This window comes from Spirosoma utsteinense (assembly GCF_014282275.1).
Taxonomy (GTDB): domain Bacteria; phylum Bacteroidota; class Bacteroidia; order Cytophagales; family Spirosomataceae; genus Spirosoma; species Spirosoma utsteinense.
In genome coordinates, this window is sequence record NZ_VFIA01000011.1 from 55745 (window position 1) to 75938 (window position 20194).

Annotated in this window: 11 protein-coding genes; 8 read left to right on the forward strand and 3 right to left on the reverse strand. The window is 53.2% G+C overall.

The features are described from left to right. The first annotated feature begins 29 nt into the window (after window positions 1-29). Window positions 30-1439 carry an alpha-amylase family glycosyl hydrolase gene (locus FH603_RS10730; RefSeq protein WP_186737490.1) on the forward strand — a complete coding sequence of 470 codons (1410 nt, stop codon included), beginning with the start codon at window positions 30-32 and terminating at the stop codon, window positions 1437-1439. A gap of 98 nt (window positions 1440-1537) precedes the next feature. Further along, entirely contained in the window at window positions 1538-3607 is a 2070-nt protein-coding gene (locus FH603_RS10735; protein ID WP_186737491.1) for an OmpA family protein, read from the forward strand. An 81-nt stretch (window positions 3608-3688) separates the two neighbouring features. Here the strand turns inward: FH603_RS10735 and FH603_RS10740 are convergent, their stop codons facing one another. From FH603_RS10740 to FH603_RS10750, 3 genes are all read right to left on the reverse strand, one after another. After that, window positions 3689-5374 (reverse strand): glycosyltransferase family protein, encoded by a 1686-nt coding sequence (locus tag FH603_RS10740; RefSeq protein WP_186737492.1) that lies wholly within the window; start codon window positions 5372-5374, stop codon window positions 3689-3691. 341 nt (window positions 5375-5715) lie between these two features. Further along, window positions 5716-7338, reverse strand: a complete 1623-nt coding sequence (locus FH603_RS10745; RefSeq protein ID WP_186737493.1) for a hypothetical protein — start codon at window positions 7336-7338, stop codon at window positions 5716-5718. Window positions 7339-7602: 264 nt separating this feature from the next. Next, the gene (locus FH603_RS10750) at window positions 7603-10497 is read right to left on the reverse strand and encodes an SGNH/GDSL hydrolase family protein (RefSeq protein WP_186737494.1); all 2895 of its coding nucleotides are present in this window, start codon (window positions 10495-10497) and stop codon (window positions 7603-7605) included. Between the two features lie 768 nt (window positions 10498-11265). Between FH603_RS10750 and FH603_RS10755 the strand changes: the two genes are divergently transcribed. The 6 genes from FH603_RS10755 (at window position 11266) to FH603_RS10780 (ending at window position 20045) form a co-directional block, all read left to right on the forward strand. Continuing rightward, a complete protein-coding gene (locus FH603_RS10755) occupies window positions 11266-13032 on the forward strand; it encodes a glycosyltransferase family 39 protein (protein WP_186737495.1) in 1767 nt (588 codons plus the stop codon). A 55-nt stretch (window positions 13033-13087) separates the two neighbouring features. Next, window positions 13088-13906 (forward strand): transketolase, encoded by an 819-nt coding sequence (locus FH603_RS10760; protein ID WP_186737496.1) that lies wholly within the window; start codon window positions 13088-13090, stop codon window positions 13904-13906. Between the two features lie 145 nt (window positions 13907-14051). Then, on the forward strand, window positions 14052-16070 hold the full coding sequence (locus tag FH603_RS10765; RefSeq protein ID WP_186737497.1) for an NAD-dependent epimerase/dehydratase family protein: 2019 nt from the start codon (window positions 14052-14054) through the stop codon (window positions 16068-16070). A gap of 40 nt (window positions 16071-16110) precedes the next feature. Continuing rightward, complete coding sequence (locus FH603_RS10770; RefSeq protein WP_186737498.1) at window positions 16111-17025, forward strand: transketolase family protein; 915 nt, start codon at window positions 16111-16113, stop codon at window positions 17023-17025. After that, the gene (locus FH603_RS10775; protein WP_186737499.1) at window positions 17022-18824 is read left to right on the forward strand and encodes a hypothetical protein; all 1803 of its coding nucleotides are present in this window, start codon (window positions 17022-17024) and stop codon (window positions 18822-18824) included. Before FH603_RS10770 ends, FH603_RS10775 begins: the two co-directional genes overlap by 4 nt. 57 nt (window positions 18825-18881) lie before the next feature. Then, window positions 18882-20045, forward strand: coding sequence for an acyltransferase family protein (locus FH603_RS10780; RefSeq protein WP_186737500.1), 1164 nt, complete (start codon window positions 18882-18884; stop codon window positions 20043-20045). Window positions 20046-20194 lie beyond the last annotated feature (149 nt).

Consider the following 20194-nt stretch of genomic DNA (forward strand, 5'->3'; position numbering starts at 1 on the left):
CCTTACGTTGACTAAGCGAAATTACTTATATGAATAAATCTCACCTGGCCGTTGTTTTCAGTGCCTTGTTACTGACGGTGGCCTGCCGGAATACCCAAAACGATAACGCAAAGACCTCTGCTTCAACGTCCGACACAAGCGCGTCGACAGCTCCTCCAGCTCCGGAATGGGCAAAGAACGCAACGATCTACGAAGTCAATACGCGTCAGTTTTCGGTCGAAGGTAATTTCAATGCAGTTGAGGCCCAATTGCCCCGGCTCAAAGAAATGGGTGTCGATATAGTATGGTTTATGCCTATCTACCCAATAAGTCAGAAAAACAAGAAAGGCTCGCTGGGTAGTCCCTATGCGGTGGCCGACTTCAAAGCAGTCAATCCGGCTTATGGTACTTTGGCCGATTTCAAAGCACTCGTCAAACGGGCACATGCCCTGGGCCTGCGGGTCATTCTGGACTGGATACCCAATCATACGGGCTGGGATCACGTTTGGGTAAAACAACACCCTGAATGGTACACGCGGGTGAATGGCAAAATGATAGCTCCTATCGATCCGAAAACGAATAAGCCTACCGACTGGGACGATGTTGTCGACCTCGACTATAACAATCCGGATATGCGGAAAGGCATGATCGAGGCTATGCAGTACTGGATAAAAGAGTGCGACATCGATGGGTACCGCTGTGATGTTGCCGGTTTTGTACCGAACGACTTCTGGGCTGAACTGCGGCCACAACTGGATAAGATCAAAACAGTCTTTATGCTGTCGGAGTGGGAGGATGAACCCGACCAGTTCAAAAGCTGCTTCAACATGAACTACGGATGGGCCATGCACAGTATGATGAAAGCGGTTGCTAAAGGAGACCGGACAGCTGATAAAATTGATTCGCTTCGTGAAGCGAATCAGGCTCGTTTTCCGAAGTGGTATTACCAGATGCTGTTCACCCAGAACCATGACGAAAACACGTGGAATGGCACCCTCGACCAGTCCTTCGGCCCTGCGGCCAACACCTTTATTGTCCTGAGTAGTACGCTGGAGGGCATGCCGCTGGTTTATAACGGAATGGAGTCGAACCTCAATAAACGGCTGGCCTTTTTCGAGAAAGATACCATTAACTGGGGAACTTACCCGAAGGCTCATTTTTTTGAGACACTGCTTACGCTTAAACACCGTAATCGGGCGTTATGGAATGGACCGGCGGGGGGTAAAGTCGTCAAAATCCCTACCGACCGCGACGACAAAGTGTATGCCTTTCATCGGCAGCGCGACACCGACCGCGTTGTTGTCCTGCTAAATTTAAGTGCTGAACCCCAAACCGCTCAACTGGGTGGCGATGGTTACGAAGGTATGTATACCGAAGTGTTTAGCCGGCAACCGATGAATCTGAAACCTAACGTCACGATTGCACTCAAACCCTGGGAGTACCGGGTGCTGACGAACTAAGCTTTAATACCAGGAATAGCGAGACATAATCAATGAAAACAGAGAAGCCCTTTTCATTCGTTGTACTTGTTTTCGCTATTCGTTATTCGTCCTGTAACATGCCTACGCAGCGTCTTCTGCTCTGCTTTTGTTTCCTTGGCCTCGCGTTGACGGGCTTCGCCCAGCGTACCGACCGCGATGGACGACCGCCCCGCACGGTGCAGTGGGCCGGCCGTGTGGTGGGCGTCTCATCGGAGAAAAAAGCAGAATCGACCGGCGACCAGTACAAAGCATTGCAGGCACTGGGACGGCCCAGCAAAGTTCCGGAAATGGGCCAGAGTGCCTGCGCCTGGGCTCCCGCATCGCCTGATGGGACCACGAACGAGTGGATTCAGGTTGGCTTCGTCCAGCCAATGCGGGCACGTCAGATAATAGTCGCCGAAAACGTCAATCCTGGTGCCGTTGTCCGGGTGTCCATCATCGACGAAAAAGGTGGAGAGCACACCGTCTACCAGGTAAGCGAACCACAAGCACGCACCAACCCACTGCTGACCATTTTGCTGCCCGATTCGTCATTCGTTTGTCATCAGGTTCGCGTCGTTATAAACGGAGCCGGGATACGGGGTATCAACCAGATCGACGCAATCGGTATCTCGGAAGATACCAAACCCATAGAGGTCGGCATTAATGTATCGGCGGCTACGCCCAAAGACATTCAGAAAGAAAACCTCGGCAAAACCGTCAATTCAGCAGGTCAGGAGGTAGCGCCGGTGATCTCCCCTGATGGCAAAACCCTGTACTTTACCCGTAATTTCAACAAAGCCAATATTGGTGGGGCAGACCGGCAGGATGTCTGGTACTCAACACTTGAATCGGGGGCCAACGGCAACCCGCCCGGCTGGAGCGAAGCCGTCAATATTGGGCCGCCCATCAATACGTCCGGCGATAATGCCATTAGTGGTATGGCCCCTGATGGCCGCACGGCCTACCTGATCAACATTTACAAGCCCGACGGCGGGCTATCGTTCGGGATATCAAAATCCATTCGGACAAAAGCCGGCTGGTCGCAGCCAGCCGAATGTAAGATCGTTAACAACTATAACCTCCACGAGAAAAATCAGCTGGAGTTCTGCGTCTCGCCCGATGGGCGGGCTATTATCCTGGCCGTACAACGGAAAGACACCCGGGGCGACCGCGACCTGTATGTATCGCTCGAACGACCCGATCACACCTGGGCTGAACCGGTATCGCTGGGGGCTGTGGTGAATACCGCCGAATCGGAAAGTTCTCCTTTTCTGGCCGCCGACGGACGAACGCTTTATTTTACCTCGGCGGGTCATTCGGGCTATGGCAATGGTGACATTTTTGTAGCGCGCCGACTCGATGAGTCCTGGGGCAACTGGAGCGAACCTGAAAATCTGGGCCCTGCCATTAACACGGCCGAATGGGATGGCTATTTCACCATTCCAGCCTCGGGCGACTTTGCGTACCTGAGTTCACGGGCGGGTTCGATGGGCGAAGACGATATCTTCAGGCTCAAATTGTATCCAGCCATTAAACCAGATCCCGTAGCGATCATATCCGGGCAAGTGCTGGATGCCAAGAGCAAAAAACCTATTGCCTCGCAGATCGTAACGAACCTGTTCAACGAAAACAAGGACGTCACCAAAGCGGATTTTAACCCCGAGACAGGTGAGTACAAACTGATTCTGCCAACCCAGAAAACGTATAATCTAACCGCAACTAAAGAAGGGTACTTCCCCACTACCGAGACCCTTGATCTGAGTAAAGACAAGCGGTTTCGCGATATTCGTCGGAACCTGTATCTGGTAAAGATTGAACCGGGGCAGAAATTCACCATGCGTGAAGTTTTGTTCGAGCAGGGGCAGTTTGCGCTTCAGCCGGGAGCCAGCACTGAGTTGAACCGCGTGTTCGATATGCTGACATCCTACCCAGAGATGGCGATTCTGGTGGAGGGCCACACGGATAACCAGGGGGACTGGGAGCCGAACATGAAGCTCTCCGAAGACCGGGTTCGGGTAGTGAAGTCCTATTTGATAGACAAAGGAATTGCCGAAACCCGCATCCAGACCAAAGCCTGGGGACCCAGTAAACCCATCGCCAGCAACGAAACCGACGAACGCCGTAAGCTCAACCGCCGGGTAGAGTTTACCATCCTGCACCTGTAAGAAGGCTGCCGGTGGGGCGCTGAGCGTCTCTGCCTACCAGAAAGGCCCTTCCATTCATCACTACAACTACCTGAATGTGTATCAGTTACTAGCTGATACCTGCATTGTTTCTGCACTATACTTTGTTATCCATTGACCCTTTTGGGCGTAGCAGACGCCGAGCTGATAGCTGGCCGCGGGTAACATATCGGTCATGATAGTAGCGAGCGGACCAGCCTGTAAGGGGTGGCCCGTTACTAAAAACAGCGATAGCTTTGTCCTGCTTTGATTGATGGGCCAAAGGAATGTATGCCTGGCTGAACGCAGAAGCAAATAAGCTGCTGTCTGATTAAAGGGTTGTTGTGACAGGGGAGCTAACGCTGTGGGATCAATCGTCAAATAGCGGTACCGTCGCTCGTCCAGCGAAAAGCTACTGTCTTTCGTAACCAATGCCTTTAAAGCCGCCTGCGACGTTTGCCGACGATTCGTTAGATCGAGGGGGGCTGGCGGCATCTTGTACACGCCTTCCCGAATGGCAGCTTCCATCAGGGTAGCATAGAAGGAATCATTCCCCCGTTTGTTGGCAGGCATCGTAATGAGCAGCCTGTTTTCCCGCCAGTTATGAAAATCACTCAACAAAGATTGGTTGATGGTCTTTACTTCAGCAAACGACGACCAGTACGCAAAGGTGTTGAACGCAATACTGAAACAGACTACAGACCACCCTATCGTTTTCCGGTAGTCAGGCTTCACCCAAAGCATTACCATGAGATAACCGACCACCAGAGAAACGGTAGCGAACCAGATAAAACGGGGTAAGATCAACCCATAATGCCAGCCCTGCCCTCTGGCAAAGGAGATACCAGCCAGTGTAATGACCAGGTACAGATAACCCGCAATCAGGCTAATGGAAACAGGTTGACCCGTTGGTACCGACCAGCTGCCTATTCGGTTTCTTAACCAATCCGGTGCGTAACGCAGCCAATACGCGGGTGCAATCCGACGAATCAACGCTGTACCCGAAACCAGAACAAAAACCATGGTAAGCCCAATTCCGATCAAACTTAGTGCAGTCAATGAACGCGTGAACAGCAGACCCATGGAACCACTCATCAGAAAAAATCCACCCAGCACCCGAAAAGGATGACTCAGGTTACCTGACACGGGAGCCGCTGCCGAAAATTGGGAGAAATAGTAAAATATCCCGCCTGAAACAGCAGCAAATAAAAGCCATATCAGGGTGTATTGCCGAGACCGGCAAACGGTGACGACCATAAGGCCAACGCCCAGTACTGCCAGACCATTTCCATTGGAAAACGTGGCCAGAAAGGCAAGTGGTAAACTCCCCCAGAACGACCGCGACGACGATTGGGAAAGCAGGTAAAAAGCAGAGAAAGCAAAGAAAAGAGCAGGCACATGCTGAAGAGCACATATAGCCCAGGTGAGGGTATTCTCGTAAAACTGTGGCTGTAACAGCAACCAGAAAATGGGCAATGTCTGTAGAACAGACAATCCACCCTGGCGGGCTAACCGGTATAGTACCCAGATCGTGCCCAGCAGGGTAGCATTACCAATAAAGAACAGGGTACGAAAATTCAATTCCCCTTCCAGCAGATAGTCGAGCATAGCGACCAGTCGGGCAAAAACGATAATGTGCTCGCCGTGTGGGTAAAAAACAGTGGTCAGCAATTGCCCCGGCGTCAGGTGAGCTATTTTTAGATTGATGCAGTCGACGATAAATGTGTAATCGTCCAGATACGGCATATTGATGGTATAGCTGTACACCATCCATAAATGAATGAAAATTGGAATAAGTAGGAAACAGTATGATAAAGAATGAAAATTTAATTTTAGACCACTTGAATTTATAAATAATTCCTTTTGAATCATATTATGGCTAGATGATTGCCACAATATAAGGTTAATAATGATTAAGTATGTAACTATTTATGCGATATAGAAACCTTCCTATATATGTAACTGTATACCTGCAATAAGGCGGGTGGTAGTTGATAATACAGGTTAATGTACATACTCGACAACACAGCGCTATATGCACAGTGTCATACAACCCGCCAGGCCACAGAACCAGCGTATAGTAATTATGCGCCGAAGAGGCTGTAGGTGGGTTACTGTCCCGGGTCCTGGGTCCCTACGTATTGAAGCGTTATCACTTCGCCGGGAGCGACATAGGCGGGCGACAAAGCATGGGCAATTTCAATCTGCTGTATTATCCCCGTCCACTTCGGATTATCGGCTACGTTGATTTTATAGGTGTGGAACTGACCGTCGTTGATAGCCATAAATCCAATAGACTGCTCAATTGAATTGCGTGTACCTCGCGGAAAGCGAATGGCATTCTGCCGGGGGAACTGGCTATCGTAAACCCCGTCTGCCTGCCCGTTCAACAACCAGGCCAGCCGTAACGGGGCCTCCCTGCCCACTCCTGTCGAACCGGTATAAGCCATGCGGATATAAAGTGTCCTGAATTCGCGGGCGTTCCAGCTACTAAATGGAGAAATAAGCTTGGTATGGTAGCCAGTGACGGGGCCGTTATCAGCCTTTCCGGTTACCGTTACCTGCCAGTTATCTGTTGAAAATGGTTCTTTCTGATCATAACCACCGTCCATAATAGTCCAGCCATTGCGGCCATTAGCTTTATTGAACACAAAATCAGGGGTGGTCTGGCGCTCCTGCGCATATACATACTGCCGTATTTCCTGCTCTGATCCAAGCACATAGGTATAGGATCGGTGCCAGGTATGGTCGCTATCCAGATGCACCATGGGCTGGTTGGCCGTATAGGTGATGGTGTTGCCTGCTTCTGAATTGTCGCGGGCTTGAATGGCATCCATGTTATAGTTGGCCCGAAAATAGCCTGCGGTATACAGCCCAATCAGGCGGGGTTGCCCCTGGTTGGTACCGATCTCTACCCCCTGCCAGGGCTCGGTCAGGCAAAACGACGTTCCCTGATGGGGCACAATGGTCCCATCGCTATTCCGGGCTTCTATGCCATCGGTTACCGTAGCCAGATCATTCGTGTAAGGCGATGACCCATTATAAAAGTGAACATTTCGGGCTCCATTGATCATCATCATGGGCCACTCCTGCGCTTCGGGGCCATAGAATGTTTTGTCAGGACGCCGATGGGTCAGCCGGACATTGACGTGGACTTTATTGCTGTCTACCCGTACCCATTGCTCATAAATCAACGGTAGCTGGCGCGCGTTCTGATGGGGCCATGACAGGCACTGCGCTTTAGTATAAATCCAGCCGTTGATGTAACCATGAAACAGAATGGGTGATGGATTCCCGCCATCGTCACCGGCCTGGAGCGGGTTATAGCCGATTCCTTTCCAACGGGGTGAATCATCGGCAAAGCTGCGCGGACCCGCATAAGAACTCATACCCGACTCACGGCCAAGATCCTTGAAATTGATGAGCGGCTGATTCGTTACTTTATCATAAATCTGGATAGAAGCACCGTAATCCCGGCGTACTTCCAGCCGTAGCGTACCCGACTCCTGAACTGATGTGCGGCCAACGACCCGGCCGTTTATGACGGTTGGGTTATTACTCAGCCATTGGGACTGCGATGCCGGTACGTCAAACGTAAACGGTCCCGGAACATAGGGCAGAATGGGTAATGGCGTAATAACAAGTTCTTCTTTTACACCACAACCAACAACGAAGGCCACCAGGATGAATAAGACCGCACCGATCCGACTAAGTATACCCAGGACGTTTTTCATAAAAGGATCGTTTTTATACAAGACCTCATTTAACCATTGTAGGTTCAGATCGATACAAAACAACAAAATTTTTATACGCCGTCGATCGCGACCCTATCCTCGGGTTCCATAGCTGCTGTAACGGTGGAGCAGAAAAGCCCGTGAGGGTAGCGGTGACAGCAATACCTGGTTTTGTGGAATGACAGTCTAACTTGCATACCAAATAAAAAACCCAGTCAGGCACGTGTGTCTGACTGGGTTTAAATCCTACTAGTACTGGTTCTTTTACTTCGGCGTTGCGTTCCACAACCCATCGGCCATGTGGGCCATACCGTCATCGTCGGGGTGATTATCCGTTCCGGCATCACCATAAATGCTTGGATTAAGGGCGTAATACCCGTTGATCAGGCGGTTGGGCCACATGTTGGAGAAGTCGGCAATGGGGTAATTGCGCTCGGCTCCGATAGCCCGGATAGCCGCATCGTAATTAGGTTTGTCCCATACCGCCGTCGACAGCACGACTTTAGCACCCGGCGACTGTGAAATCAGTTTATCGATCAGGTCCTTCAACCGATTCTGATACTGTGCCGGGTTGTTGATTTCCCAGTCCGTTACGTTTTCGCCCAGACGGATATAAATAATGTCGGGTTTCCAGGCAGCAACCGGATCGAACCGGCTCAGATCGATACCATTTTTGGTACTCTGCCCCTCCCAATAGGGGCCAGTTGCTTCATCCAGTTGACCACCCATGTTCCAGCTGGCCAGTGTTCGGTTCTCGACCGATGGGTTGAGGGACTGGTGTTTAGCCGACATCAGGTGAACATAGTCCTTATCAGGCGATGTAGCTGCCATGCCCCGCTTCGGGTTTTTATCGTTGACGATAAAAAACGGGCTGCCACCGTGTAACGTGATCGAGTTACCCACATAGAGTACCCGCTCGTATTTTTTACCGCTGCTGACGGGGCAGGCCGTAACCGTTAGTTGACTGGATGGCGCACTGACACAGCCATTGACCGTACAGGTAGCCGTATACGTACCAGCCGCATTGACACTAATGCTGGAACCACTTTGCCCACCCGACCAGAGCACCGTACCGGTACAACCGGCTGCGGTTAAGGTAACCGTTGAGTTGTTACAGACCTGCGTTTCTCCTTCAGCACTTACAGTAGGTGCAGGCGGTGGCGTACAGCCAGAGACCGGGCCGCTTCCTTCGTCGGTTACAGGGTACAGTTGTTTGCCCGTGCTGGGTACGCTGAAACTGAACGAGCACCCGTTCCCCTGATCGCCCGATTGACGAACCGAAAGAGTATACGTACCGGTATTCATGTTGGAAAGTGCCCAGAACCGGATGTCGTTCTGAATTTTATTGGTGTTGGTCCAATCTACCGTAGTAGGGCCGCTCAGCCTGATCTGTGGCGTACCAGCCGACGCGTTTATCTGAATACTGATCGAGTTGTTACCCCCATCCCACAGATAACTGATTGTACTGATGCTGGCAGCGCAGCCGTTACCCGTTGCTGGCGGGGTAACCGTCACCGGTGCCGGTGGGGTGGTCGTGGGCGGTGTCGGTACAGGCGGTGTGCCGTCGCAGGTGGCCTGGCGCGACCAGGTGTAGGTGATGGTCTTGCCCGACTGCTCGACATAGATCGTGAAGGGAGGGGTATCGGCGTTGACCCGCGAGCCCTGATCCAGGTACTGGTTAGGGTCGGTGGTCCAGCCCGTAATCCCCGTTGCCCGGTAGCGAATGGTGGTCCCATCGCCCCCGCTGGTGTTAAAGGTGATCGCTCCACTGGTACAGTTATACGTCGGGGCCAGCATCGTCAGTGCGCCACTTGTGGTGGTGGTTACGGGTGGGGTGACCGTCACGGGTGCCGGTGGCGTAGTCGTGGGCGGTGTGGGTGCAGGCGCTGTGCCGTCGCAGGTAGCCTGGCGCGACCAGGTGTAGGTGATGGTCTTGCCCGACTGCTCGACATAGATCGTGAAGGGAGGGGTATCGGCGTTGACCCGCGAGCCCTGATCCAGGTACTGGTTAGGGTCGGTGGTCCAGCCCGTAATCCCCGTTGCCCGGTAGCGAATGGTGGTCCCATCGCCCCCGCTGGTGTTAAAGGTGATCGCTCCACTGGTACAGTTATACGTCGGGGCCAGCATTGTCAGCGCGCCACCTGTAGTGGTGGTTACGGGCGGGGTGACCGTCACGGGTGCCGGTGGCGTAGTCGTGGGCGGTGTCGATGGCGCTGTCGTTGATGTTGAGGGGGGCACTGTTGTCGTGGTAGCCGGTGGCGTGGTGACTGGTGGCTTCCCTGTTCCGGGGCATACATCCGTACGTTGTGGGCTCATCGAGAGATCAGTGGACGAATCGGCCGGTCTTACTGATATAGACAGCACCGTATTTGATTTGTAATAATCCGGAATAACCCAGACATAGCCATACTCATTGAAGTCATTCGCACCAAATGCAGCGGCCACGTCGCGCCGGTGCTGATCGGCCATGACCGTAGCTGCTTTTACACCGTTGATGTAAATATCAACTTCCTGCGATTTACTCAGATCGCTGGTATTGACGATCCAGCCAGAAACAGCATCACAGGCGGCATAATCCAGAAAACCCTGATAGGCAGCAGCTGCAGCCCGGGCAGCGCCCATATCGGTAGCGCTGGTGACGACATACAGTGTTAGATCGGTGGGATTGGACGAGGCAGCAGTCGCTTTCTGTTGTTGAGAGAGTGTCTTTCCGGGTGCCAACGTTTCGAGCGTCACGGCCGACTTCTCGGCAAATAGGCTTTGGTCATTGGCCTGCCCATGGCTACGCAGAAGCCGGAAACTCGTACCGGCGGTCACCGACCTGAAATAGCCTTTGATGTGATAGGTCAACACGGGCTGAGTCGCATAGGAAAGGTTACCGACTACATAATCGGTGAAGTCCCCCCCTGTTTGTTCAAAACCCGGCGGCAGTATCATCTTCAGGGTATAGGCATTGGAGCCTGGTACGTAGAATAGCTGATTGGGTGTGATGTTCAGCAGTTGAGCCGTTATGGTCAGGTTTACCTCCTCGTTCAGTACGACCTGGCGTTTGTCGGACTGAATCAGAAATCGAATGGGATCGGGGCTTGCCTTGACAAGCCGACTGCCATCCGCCCACAGGCTGGCTTGATAGTTCTCCAGAGCACTAGCCTGGGGCATACCCGTGTTATAAAGCGTTGGTGCTGGTGCAGCAGTTGATCGGTTGGAAACTGCTTCCGGAACTGGCGCGTGGCCAGAGCCAGCGAAAACCGAATTACCGTTATGTACTGGTAGGCATAATCCTAACAGCATCATCAATCTTAACGGGGCACTAAAGACGTTGGTCATAGAGCACAGGAAAAGTAAGTAAATTATATAAGTCCAGGCAATAGGGTTGGTTACAAAAACTGTACCAAAAATTTTGTATATCTATTATTAGCCAAATAGGCTTTTTAGTAAACTTATTTGGCATTATACCTTACATACAAGTCCTTTTAATTAAAGAAGCAAAGCATTTTCAAATAAGTAGATTCCGTCTTATACGGATCGGAAAAATAGTACAATAAAAATGGGTTTGACAAGCTCACTAAATAGGAAAATCTATACCTGAATATCCTGAGTCAAGCTAATTACCCTATGAACACGAGTTAATGTAGCTGACTGTAAACTAGTTTGACCAGTTCAGGACTAGTAGGAAATACCAGATTGTCGCAAAAAAATAGATGGTAATTAATGAGATTTAAACATATCTTGACTACAGGACAAGTAGATAAATACCGTAATGAGCCAGCCGACGAACCGGCCAGGCTCACTTATTACGCTTCTGACAGCCGGAAATCACTGACCGAACGGATACGATTGGTAACAACCCGACATTGACCAGGCCATCGGGTAGAATTTAGGGACTCCGTTCAGCAAGAACCGGGATTTGAACGTAATTTTGCCCCTATGTCCACCAGATCACCCCGCATCACGCTTCTTTTACTAGGGGCTATAGTACTATTGGCGTTTGGCCTGCGCTTATACCGGGCCGGTACATACGGCGTTTTTTTTGATGAAAAAGCCACGCTGCTGGTCAGCCAGGGTGTCTGTGTTGAAGGGTATAATCAAAAAGATGTCTTCGGCAAACCAACCTTTACACCGGCCGACTACTGGCGGCCAAAAACAACTACCGATTATATAGAGGCCATTATCCGGGGCGACATCGGTAACAGTCCGGCTTACTATGTACTGCTGCATGGCTGGCTAAACGTGTTTGGACTTGGCGACTGGTCGCTACGGATGCCATCGGTGCTGTTCAGCACGCTAACGGTTCTCATGCTGTTCTTATTCGTCAGGCGGCATTTCAGGTCCGATACCCTGGCACTGGTCAGTGCGACAGTAGCCGCCGTAGAGCCTTTTTTTGTATCGTACAGCCACATGGCCCGCAACTATTCGATGACGTTTTTCCTGACGTTGCTGGCCACTCACCTATTTCTGCTCATCCTCGAAAAAGCCCCCGACCGTCGATCACCCATTGGTTTGTACCTGGCCTACGGGCTGGTCTTCATTACATCGGTCCTGTCCCACTACCTGACCGTAACGGTATTCTTATGCCACGGGCTATATGCGCTTCTTTACCTGCGGAACCTTCGCTCCTGGGTAGCGCTGGGATTGGCGGGCGCAAGTGGATTGGGTTTACTATCACTTTGGTTTTTGTACGGCGGAGGGAAATACACGTTTTTCACCCTCAACGCGCAGGCCGAATTTTACCGTAACATTGCCCTCACCAATCCGCTCGGGTCCGAGTTCGGTACCGTTCTGCCCGCTACGCTACCGAATATTGCCAAACGGGCCGCTCCCATTTTTACCGATCTGTTCATTATCACCAATGGCTTAGGTTCAGCGCTGATCGGGTTACGCAATTCGGCCCTGGCCCTGGCACTGGGCGGGGCTTCTGCTTTGGTCATGCATCGGTATTGGTCGGTGGCCAAACCGCCGGTCTGGGTATATGGTGCCGTTCCTGTATTGCTACTGGTTGGTCTGCCCATTTATACGGTCGTCCCGTTCCGCTTTCTGGTCCTTTCAGCGGCTTTACCGTTCTTCTATTTAATAGCCCGGTACATCCGGGATCGTACCGACAGCCAGACGAAACCCCTGGTCGTCGGCTTGCTCCTGCTGGCTTTTATACCCACGCTCTTCCTGTTGTTTATGTCATGGCGGTCCGGTCATACGTTCGGCATCACCCAGCGCTATTCCGGCTTTTCGTTTCCGTATGTATGCATTCTTATTGCGATGGGACTTCGGCAGCTAACGACGCTGCGCTGGTGGTTTAGTATGCCGCTGGTCCTTGTGCTGCTCGTCCAGTCGGCCTTCATCGTGCAGCTATTGGGTAAGATCTACGACGACATCGAACCCAAGTACACTTACTTCGACCGGGCCCGGATACCCAACCCCTACTTGTCGTCGGCAAAGGCCCTGATCGATCAGTATACTCCCGGCGATACGATCGTGTACCCCAACCGGCAGCGGGAAATTTACGTGGAAGAGGTCGAGACGAATACCTTCCCGGCATCGGTGTTCGACGCCCAGATCGCCAACCTGTATTTACCCAAAGAGGCCCGGTACATCCAGCGCATCAATCCGGCCGAACGCGACCGGATCATTCTCATCAAGGGAAAAACAGGCGAGAAAATCACTATTTTTGACTTCCAGGGAACCAAGTACCGGTACTAGCTCAACCCGAACGAGCATCGTCAAACGGACGTACTCAACACTGATCAACAGACAAATGACAACAAAACCTATTGATATACAATCACTTCGCGGACAACTTAGGCTTCGTCTGCTGGGCCTCTACAACCAGGCCCATGCTGGCCACATTGGCTGTTCGCTCAGTTGCATCGACCTCATGATCGCTACCCTGATCCTGCGCAAACGCCCCCAGGATACATTTCTGCTTTCGAAAGGACATGCGGCTGCGGCTCTTTATGCCTGTCTCAATTACCTGGGGGATATCTCGGATGACGAGCTGGCTACCTATTATAAGAATGGTACCACCCTACCCGCCCACCCGGCACCTAACCAGCACAAAGGCATCCCCTTTGCAACCGGTTCGCTGGGCCATGGCCTGCCCATTGGGGTAGGCATTGCGCACGCGGGTAAACTGTTGGGCGACGACTCGCGGGTCTACGTACTTATGTCGGACGGCGAAACCAACGAAGGTACGACCTGGGAGGCTGCCCACTTCGCCTTACAGCATAAACTGGATAACCTGGCCGTGCTCATCGACAAAAATGGCCTACAGGGCTTTGGCCGTACGGCTGATGTGTTTGGCGATACGGCCGATGTGCGTATCTGGGAAACTATGGGTTTTGAGACGATTGAAGTGGATGGTCATGATGTGGAAGCTGTACTGGCCGGGCTCGACAATTTCCAGGCCAGCGGCACGGGCAAACCCAAGCTGGTAATTGCCCATACGGTCAAAGGTAAAGGGGTTTCGTATATGGAAAACCGGCTGGAATGGCACTACCTGCCCATGACACCGGCTCAGTATGAACAGGCTTGTGCGGATGTGTCAGCCCTGTTTCCGGTAAGCCTGCCTGCCTGAGGTATTTACCGTTTTCACCGATCAATTATCCGACCGCCTGACCGCAACTAAAACAGCAATCCCAGTCTATTCTCCGCGCCGTTGCCTACTAAACCCGTTGGCCGTCGCCGGATTTCCAGCCATTTCCTTTAATATTGCGGCCTGAATGAATCAGCCTGCACCCATTTTGCTATCATCTTCTATTGCCCAGCTTAAGGGCCCCATCGTCGTCTTCGGCGCCAGCGGCTTCATAGGCGCCAATCTCTTCGAGCAACTCTTTCGCGTCAGAGAACGCCATGGATCGGCCGATGTTTACGCCCTTACCCACGACGCTACCAAAGCCTGGCGCCTGAAACTCCTCGACGCCCCCGCCGAGAACATCGTTCACTGCGATATCCTTTCGACAACGTCGGTAAAAGATGTTTTTGAGCGCATTCAGCCCAAAACCGTTTTCAACCTGGCGGCCTACGGTGCCTACAGTAAGCAGAAAAACGTGGGGCTCACCTACGAGACCAATGTCCTGGGCACAGTCAACATCCTGGAAAACTGTACCTCCGACATGGTCTACATCCATGCCGGCAGCAGTTCGGAGTACGGCTTCAACTGTACGGCACCGAAGGAAACCGACCCCGTCGAACCCAATAGTCATTACGCTGTCTCGAAAGTATCGGCCGCCTACACCCTTGAATACTACGCCCGGGTCCATCAGCTAAATACCCTTAACCTCCGGCTTTATTCTATTTACGGGGGCTGGGAAGAACCCGACCGGCTTATACCCCGTCTCGTAGAAGAAAACCGAAAAGGGTCATTACCACCCCTGGTCTCGCCCGATATCAGCCGTGACTTCGTCTACGTCGACGACTGCGTGGGTGCTTTTGTGCAGGCGGCCCTGCGGGTGAACCCTACTATCCGGGGGCGCTCCTACAACATTGCCACCGGCCAGAAAACCACTATGCGGGAGCTGGTGGAGGTAGCCCGGCAAACCTTTGGCCTAAGCCAGGAGCCCGTCTGGGGCAGCATGGGTAACCGCGCCTGGGACCTCTCGGACTGGTACGGCGATCCAGCCGCAGCTGCGACAGATCTGGGCTGGACGGCGACAACGTCCCTCAGCGAGGGGTTGCGCCAAACGGCCGACTGGCAGCGAAGTCATCACTATGAGGAACGGGTGATTCCCGCCTTCCAGACACCCACGCTGAACCCGGTCATCACGCCTATCATTGCCTGTTACAAAGATGCCCAGGCCATACCCTTCATGTATGAGCGGCTGGTGACGATGTTCAACCAGATCAAGGTGCGCTACGAGATTATCTTCGTCAACGATAATTCGCCCGACAACACCGACGAGGTGCTGGATGCTATTTGTGCCAGGGACCCCAACGTGATTGCCATCAAGCACTCGCGCAACTTCGGCTCGCAGTCGGCTTTTCTGAGCGGCATGGAGATAGCGACCGGCGATGCGGTGGTACTGATGGACGGAGACTTGCAGGACCCCCCCGAAGTGATTCCTCAGTTCGTTGAGAAATGGCAGCAGGGCTACGACGTGGTATACGGCGTTCGGGTGCAACGTGAAATGGCTCCCCATGTCCACTTCTTTTACAAACAGTTCTACCGGCTATTCAAACGAACCGCTTATATCGATATCCCGGTCGATGCGGGCGACTTCTCGATCATCGACCGCAAGGTGGTGCGTGAGCTGGTGAGCCTGCCCGAAACCGAGCAGTTCCTGCGGGGTTTGCGGGCCTGGGTGGGATTCAAACAAACGGGGGTCGACTACGTGCGGCCTGAGCGCATGTTCGGGGTGTCGACCAATAACTGGACCAAGAACATTGGCTGGGCCAAGAAGGCGATCTTCTCCTTCAGTTTCGCTCCGCTGGAACTGATGACCTACGCGGGCTTTGTGCTGACGGGCCTGTCGATGCTGGGTGTCGTCTGGCAAATTATTTCCCGACTCTTTAACTTCGACCCGAACACGCCCTATGGAATATCCACCGTTATTGTACTGGTGATGTTCTTTGGCGGTATAAACCTGCTGGGTATTTCCTTCCTGGGTGAATACATCAGCAAGATCTTTGAAGAGACCAAAAAACGGCCGAAATTCATCCGGACAATGGTTCGCAAGGGCGATCGGGTGTACAAAACAGCCGCTGAGATTGGTACCCTGGTCGAACAACGCAAGAGTAAATAACTGATTTTGACAGTACGTGGATTTCGGTCCGCCCTACGTTATGCGAAAAGAATTTGCTGCCGCCATCGAGCGGATCGCGCAGGAAGACGACAAGATCGTTTTCATCACTGGTGACTTAGGGTACAATGCCCTCGAAAGCGTGGTGGATGTGCTGGGACCCCGGTTTATCAACGCTGGCGTGGCCGAGCAGAACATGGTCGGGGTAGCCGCTGGTATGGCCTACCGGGGCTATAAGGTCTTTTGTTACAGCATTGCTCCCTTTGCCGTTTACCGCTGCCTGGAGCAGTTTCGCAACGATGTTTGTCTGCATAAAATGCCGGTCTTTCTGGTAGGCAATGGCGGTGGCTACGGCTACGGTATCATGGGTAGCACCCACCACGCCATCGAAGACCTGGCTTGTTTGAGCAGCCTCCAAAACGTGAACACCTACATCCCGGCTTTCGCCGACGAGGTGTCCCCTATGCTCGACCAGATCGTGGCCGAAGCGCGTCCGGCTTACCTGCGGCTGGGAGCCGGAGGCAAAACACCCGACGATGCCGAACGAATCGGCACCTTCAAACACATCGTCCACAGTCATGACTCGATCGGGACGGTGGTAGCACTGGGTCCGGTAGCGGGCCATGTGCTGACCGCTTTGCAGGATGAGCTATTGACAGGCCAGTTCGACGTGTACACGGCTACGAATCTTCCCCTCGATGTGCCTAATGAGCTGGCTCATCGCTGGGCGGGCAAGCCGTTGCTGGTGGTGGAAGAGCACGTCTCGATTGGCGGACTGGCCCAGCAGCTTTCGGTGCAGTTACTGACGAAGGGAGCCGTACCGAGCCACTTCACGAGCCTGTCGGCGCAGGGCTATCCGAACGGTCTGTACGGCGATCAGCAGTACCACCAGCAGTTATCGGGGCTCGACCCGGCCAACATCGCTCACCATTTAAGCAGCCTGCTTATCGCCGGATGATCCCGCCTAAACTGCTCACTCAGCCCCCGTCGACCCGGCCCGGCAACCGCCTGCCCGGATCGAATACAGCATCAGCACAACCGCTGTGGGCTTGGGTAGCCGTATTCCTGCCAGTGCTGGCCTTTGCGCTTACCTGGCAGTACTATGCCGTGAACGTACCAAAGTGGGATGACCACGCCCTACGGGCTTACCTGTATTACGTTGATCAGGAAACGACGGTATCCGGAAAAATCTATCAACTGTTCCGGCAGCATAATGAGCATCGTATCGTCTTCGACCGCATCGTAGCTACCCTCGACTACTGGCTTTTCGGCAAGCTAAGCTATCTTCATCTGATGGTGCTGGGCAACCTGAGTCTCGTTGGATTGCTGGCCCTGTTTAGTTTCGTATTGGTACGAACGGGGAAACCGCTCATCTATGCCCTGCCCGTGTCGCTGCTCCTGTTTAACCTGTCACACTGGGAAAACATGTTTTGGGGTATGGCCGCCCTGCAAAACTTCTCGGTGGTGCTCTGGGCCGTGCTGACCATCTACCTGCTTTCCTTCACCAACCGCTGGAGCCTGGCAATAGCCACGGCGATACTGGCGACACTGACCAGCGGCAACGGCTTATTGATATGGCCTATTGGTCTATTGCTGGTGCTTTTGCGTACGCCTGTTCGGGATCGTCAGGCTGTGGCCGTTTCATCACCCCGCCCGTTCGTCGTGCTGGCAACCTGGGTCGCGGTTGCGGCTGTCGTTATTGTGCTTTATTTTACTGGTTTCGAGCCGTCAGCGAGTAACCCACCCGATCGTGGCAGCTTCACCGACATACTGAAGGGCTGGGTAGCCTTCACCGGATCAGCCGCCGAAGCCTTCTCGTCCACCTCACCCCTGTCTACCAGTACCCGGCTCGGTATGCTGATGATTCTGGCCACCCTGGGCAGCGTAGGCTGGAGCCTCCGCACACACTGGACTACCCTTGGCAACAGGTTACTGGCCATTGGTAAACCAAACGCTATCGATACGTCGGGGAGCTTGCCGCCGACGACCCTTTTTTTCTGGGGATGTACGGCATTTATCCTCGCCACGGCGGCAATTGTCGCCTGGACGCGAACGAGTTTCGGTCTCGACCTGATCATCACCAGCCGTTACAAGGTGTATTCGCTCTCGTTGCTGGCGCTGCTATACGTGTATGCCGTTGTGAATTTACCCCGGCGGGCCGGGTACTGGCTGGGCATGACCAGTTCGGTGGCAAGCCTGTTATTTGCCTGGCTATCCTACAACGCCTTTCTGGATGATACAATCTGGTGGCGACACTATATGTTGACCAGTCAGTTTAACTGGACGCATGGCACCGACCAGCCAGTTAGCCGACTGGACGATGTCAGCAAGAAATACACCCGTCTGTCCCCGGCGTTCTACGATACGAATCCGGCGGTGTTGTACCAAACAGCTCAGCCACCCCTGCAACCGGTTACCGTTACCCAAACGGGCGACGAGTTCACGATCGAGAATAAAACCCTGCCGGTTCAGGACCTGCGCGACAGCCGATCATTTGTCGTGGCCCGGTCGGATCAACGCGCCTACCTCATCCCCGCCCGGCAGCATCAGCAGGCCGGCTTGAAAGCCCGGTTCTGGCCGTTTAGCCCGTTCAAAACCGGCTTTACGGCAGCGCGGAACGACATTCGGCTCGATGCGGGCACCTACCAGCTCTTTATCCTGACCGTTACGCCGGGTGGACAACTGAGCCTTCATCCAACCGGCCAGTCAGTTACCTCGGCGGGGCAGGCAGCCGCCACGTTGAAAAAGAACTGGTAATCTGTTTTCCTTATTAGTAGCCTGGAGAACCCGGCTTTATCAACCAACTTTATACCTATGCTAACCACACCGACGACAACGACCACCGCCCGACCAGCCCTGAACCACCTCCGGCAGTTAGACGGGATCCGGTTCCTGGCCGTAGCTATGGTGCTGTTCGATCACTGGATGTCGGGACGGGTCGAGTTACCGCTGGGGGCGCTGGGCGTTACTATTTTCTTCGTTCTTAGCGGTTTCCTCATCACGCGGATTCTGCTGGCGAGTAAAGATAAACTCAGTAACGAACCCAATGGGGGGCTGGGCAAGTACATGAAGACGTTCTACATCCGTCGAACGCTCCGCATCTTCCCGGTCTACTACCTGACCCTGTTTGTGCTTTACGCCGTTAACGAGCCCCCCGTACGACGGACGTTTGGCTGGCTGGCGCTTTATGCCACGAACCTGTACATGGCCTATTTCACCACCTGGATGGGCACAGTAGATCACTTGTGGTCTTTGGCGGTAGAGGAACAGGTCTACCTCTTCTTTCCCCTGCTGCTGTTTTTGGTACCACGCCGGTGGGTACCCGCCACGGCAATCCTCATGATCGTGGGAGCAGTAGCCATGCGGTACGTTCTTTACCGGGCTCGTCTTCCCTGGTTTATTGGCTACGTAACCATGCCTGCCTGCCTGGATTCATTTGGACTGGGGGCTATTATGGCGTTCTGGTGGCTCTACCAGCGTGGTCGTTTCGAGCAGGTATTCCGGCATTCGATCTGGATCTGGGTTAGCTGTGCCCTACTGGCCGTTGTCGTCATTTACACCAAAATCCTGCCTGCCATCCCCGATGCTACCGGCTTGCCCGGCCATCATAACATCATGTCGGATGTGTGGGAACGGCTGGTTGCCTCGTTCATTGGTTTCTTCCTCATTGGCCGGGCCGTGCTCGGGTTTGGCGGCCCCATGAAGTGGATTCTAGAGCACCCGGTTAGTCAGTATATGGGCCGCATCAGCTACGGGCTGTACCTGTATCACAATTTCGTCTTCAACGTTTATCACACCCAGCCTACCCACTTCACCCTACGGGCCTGGCGACGGATCACCGATGTGCTACCATTTCTGAACAGCTCCTATTTCTTTCAGTTTTCGTTTTTTCTGGCCATCACCATCACGCTGGCGACTATATCCTGGTACCTCATCGAGCGTCCTGTCAACAACCTGAAAGACCGTTTCTCCTATTGACAACCCATACCCGGGTCAATTTTCATTCTTCTTTTTGTCACTTACAGAATACCGGAGGCCTGCTTATAAACTTCCTGCTGATCACCTCCTAAGCGAGCTTGTGGACGCCGTTCAGGCTCCGCAGGTTTGCCTGTTTATCCATGAGCCTA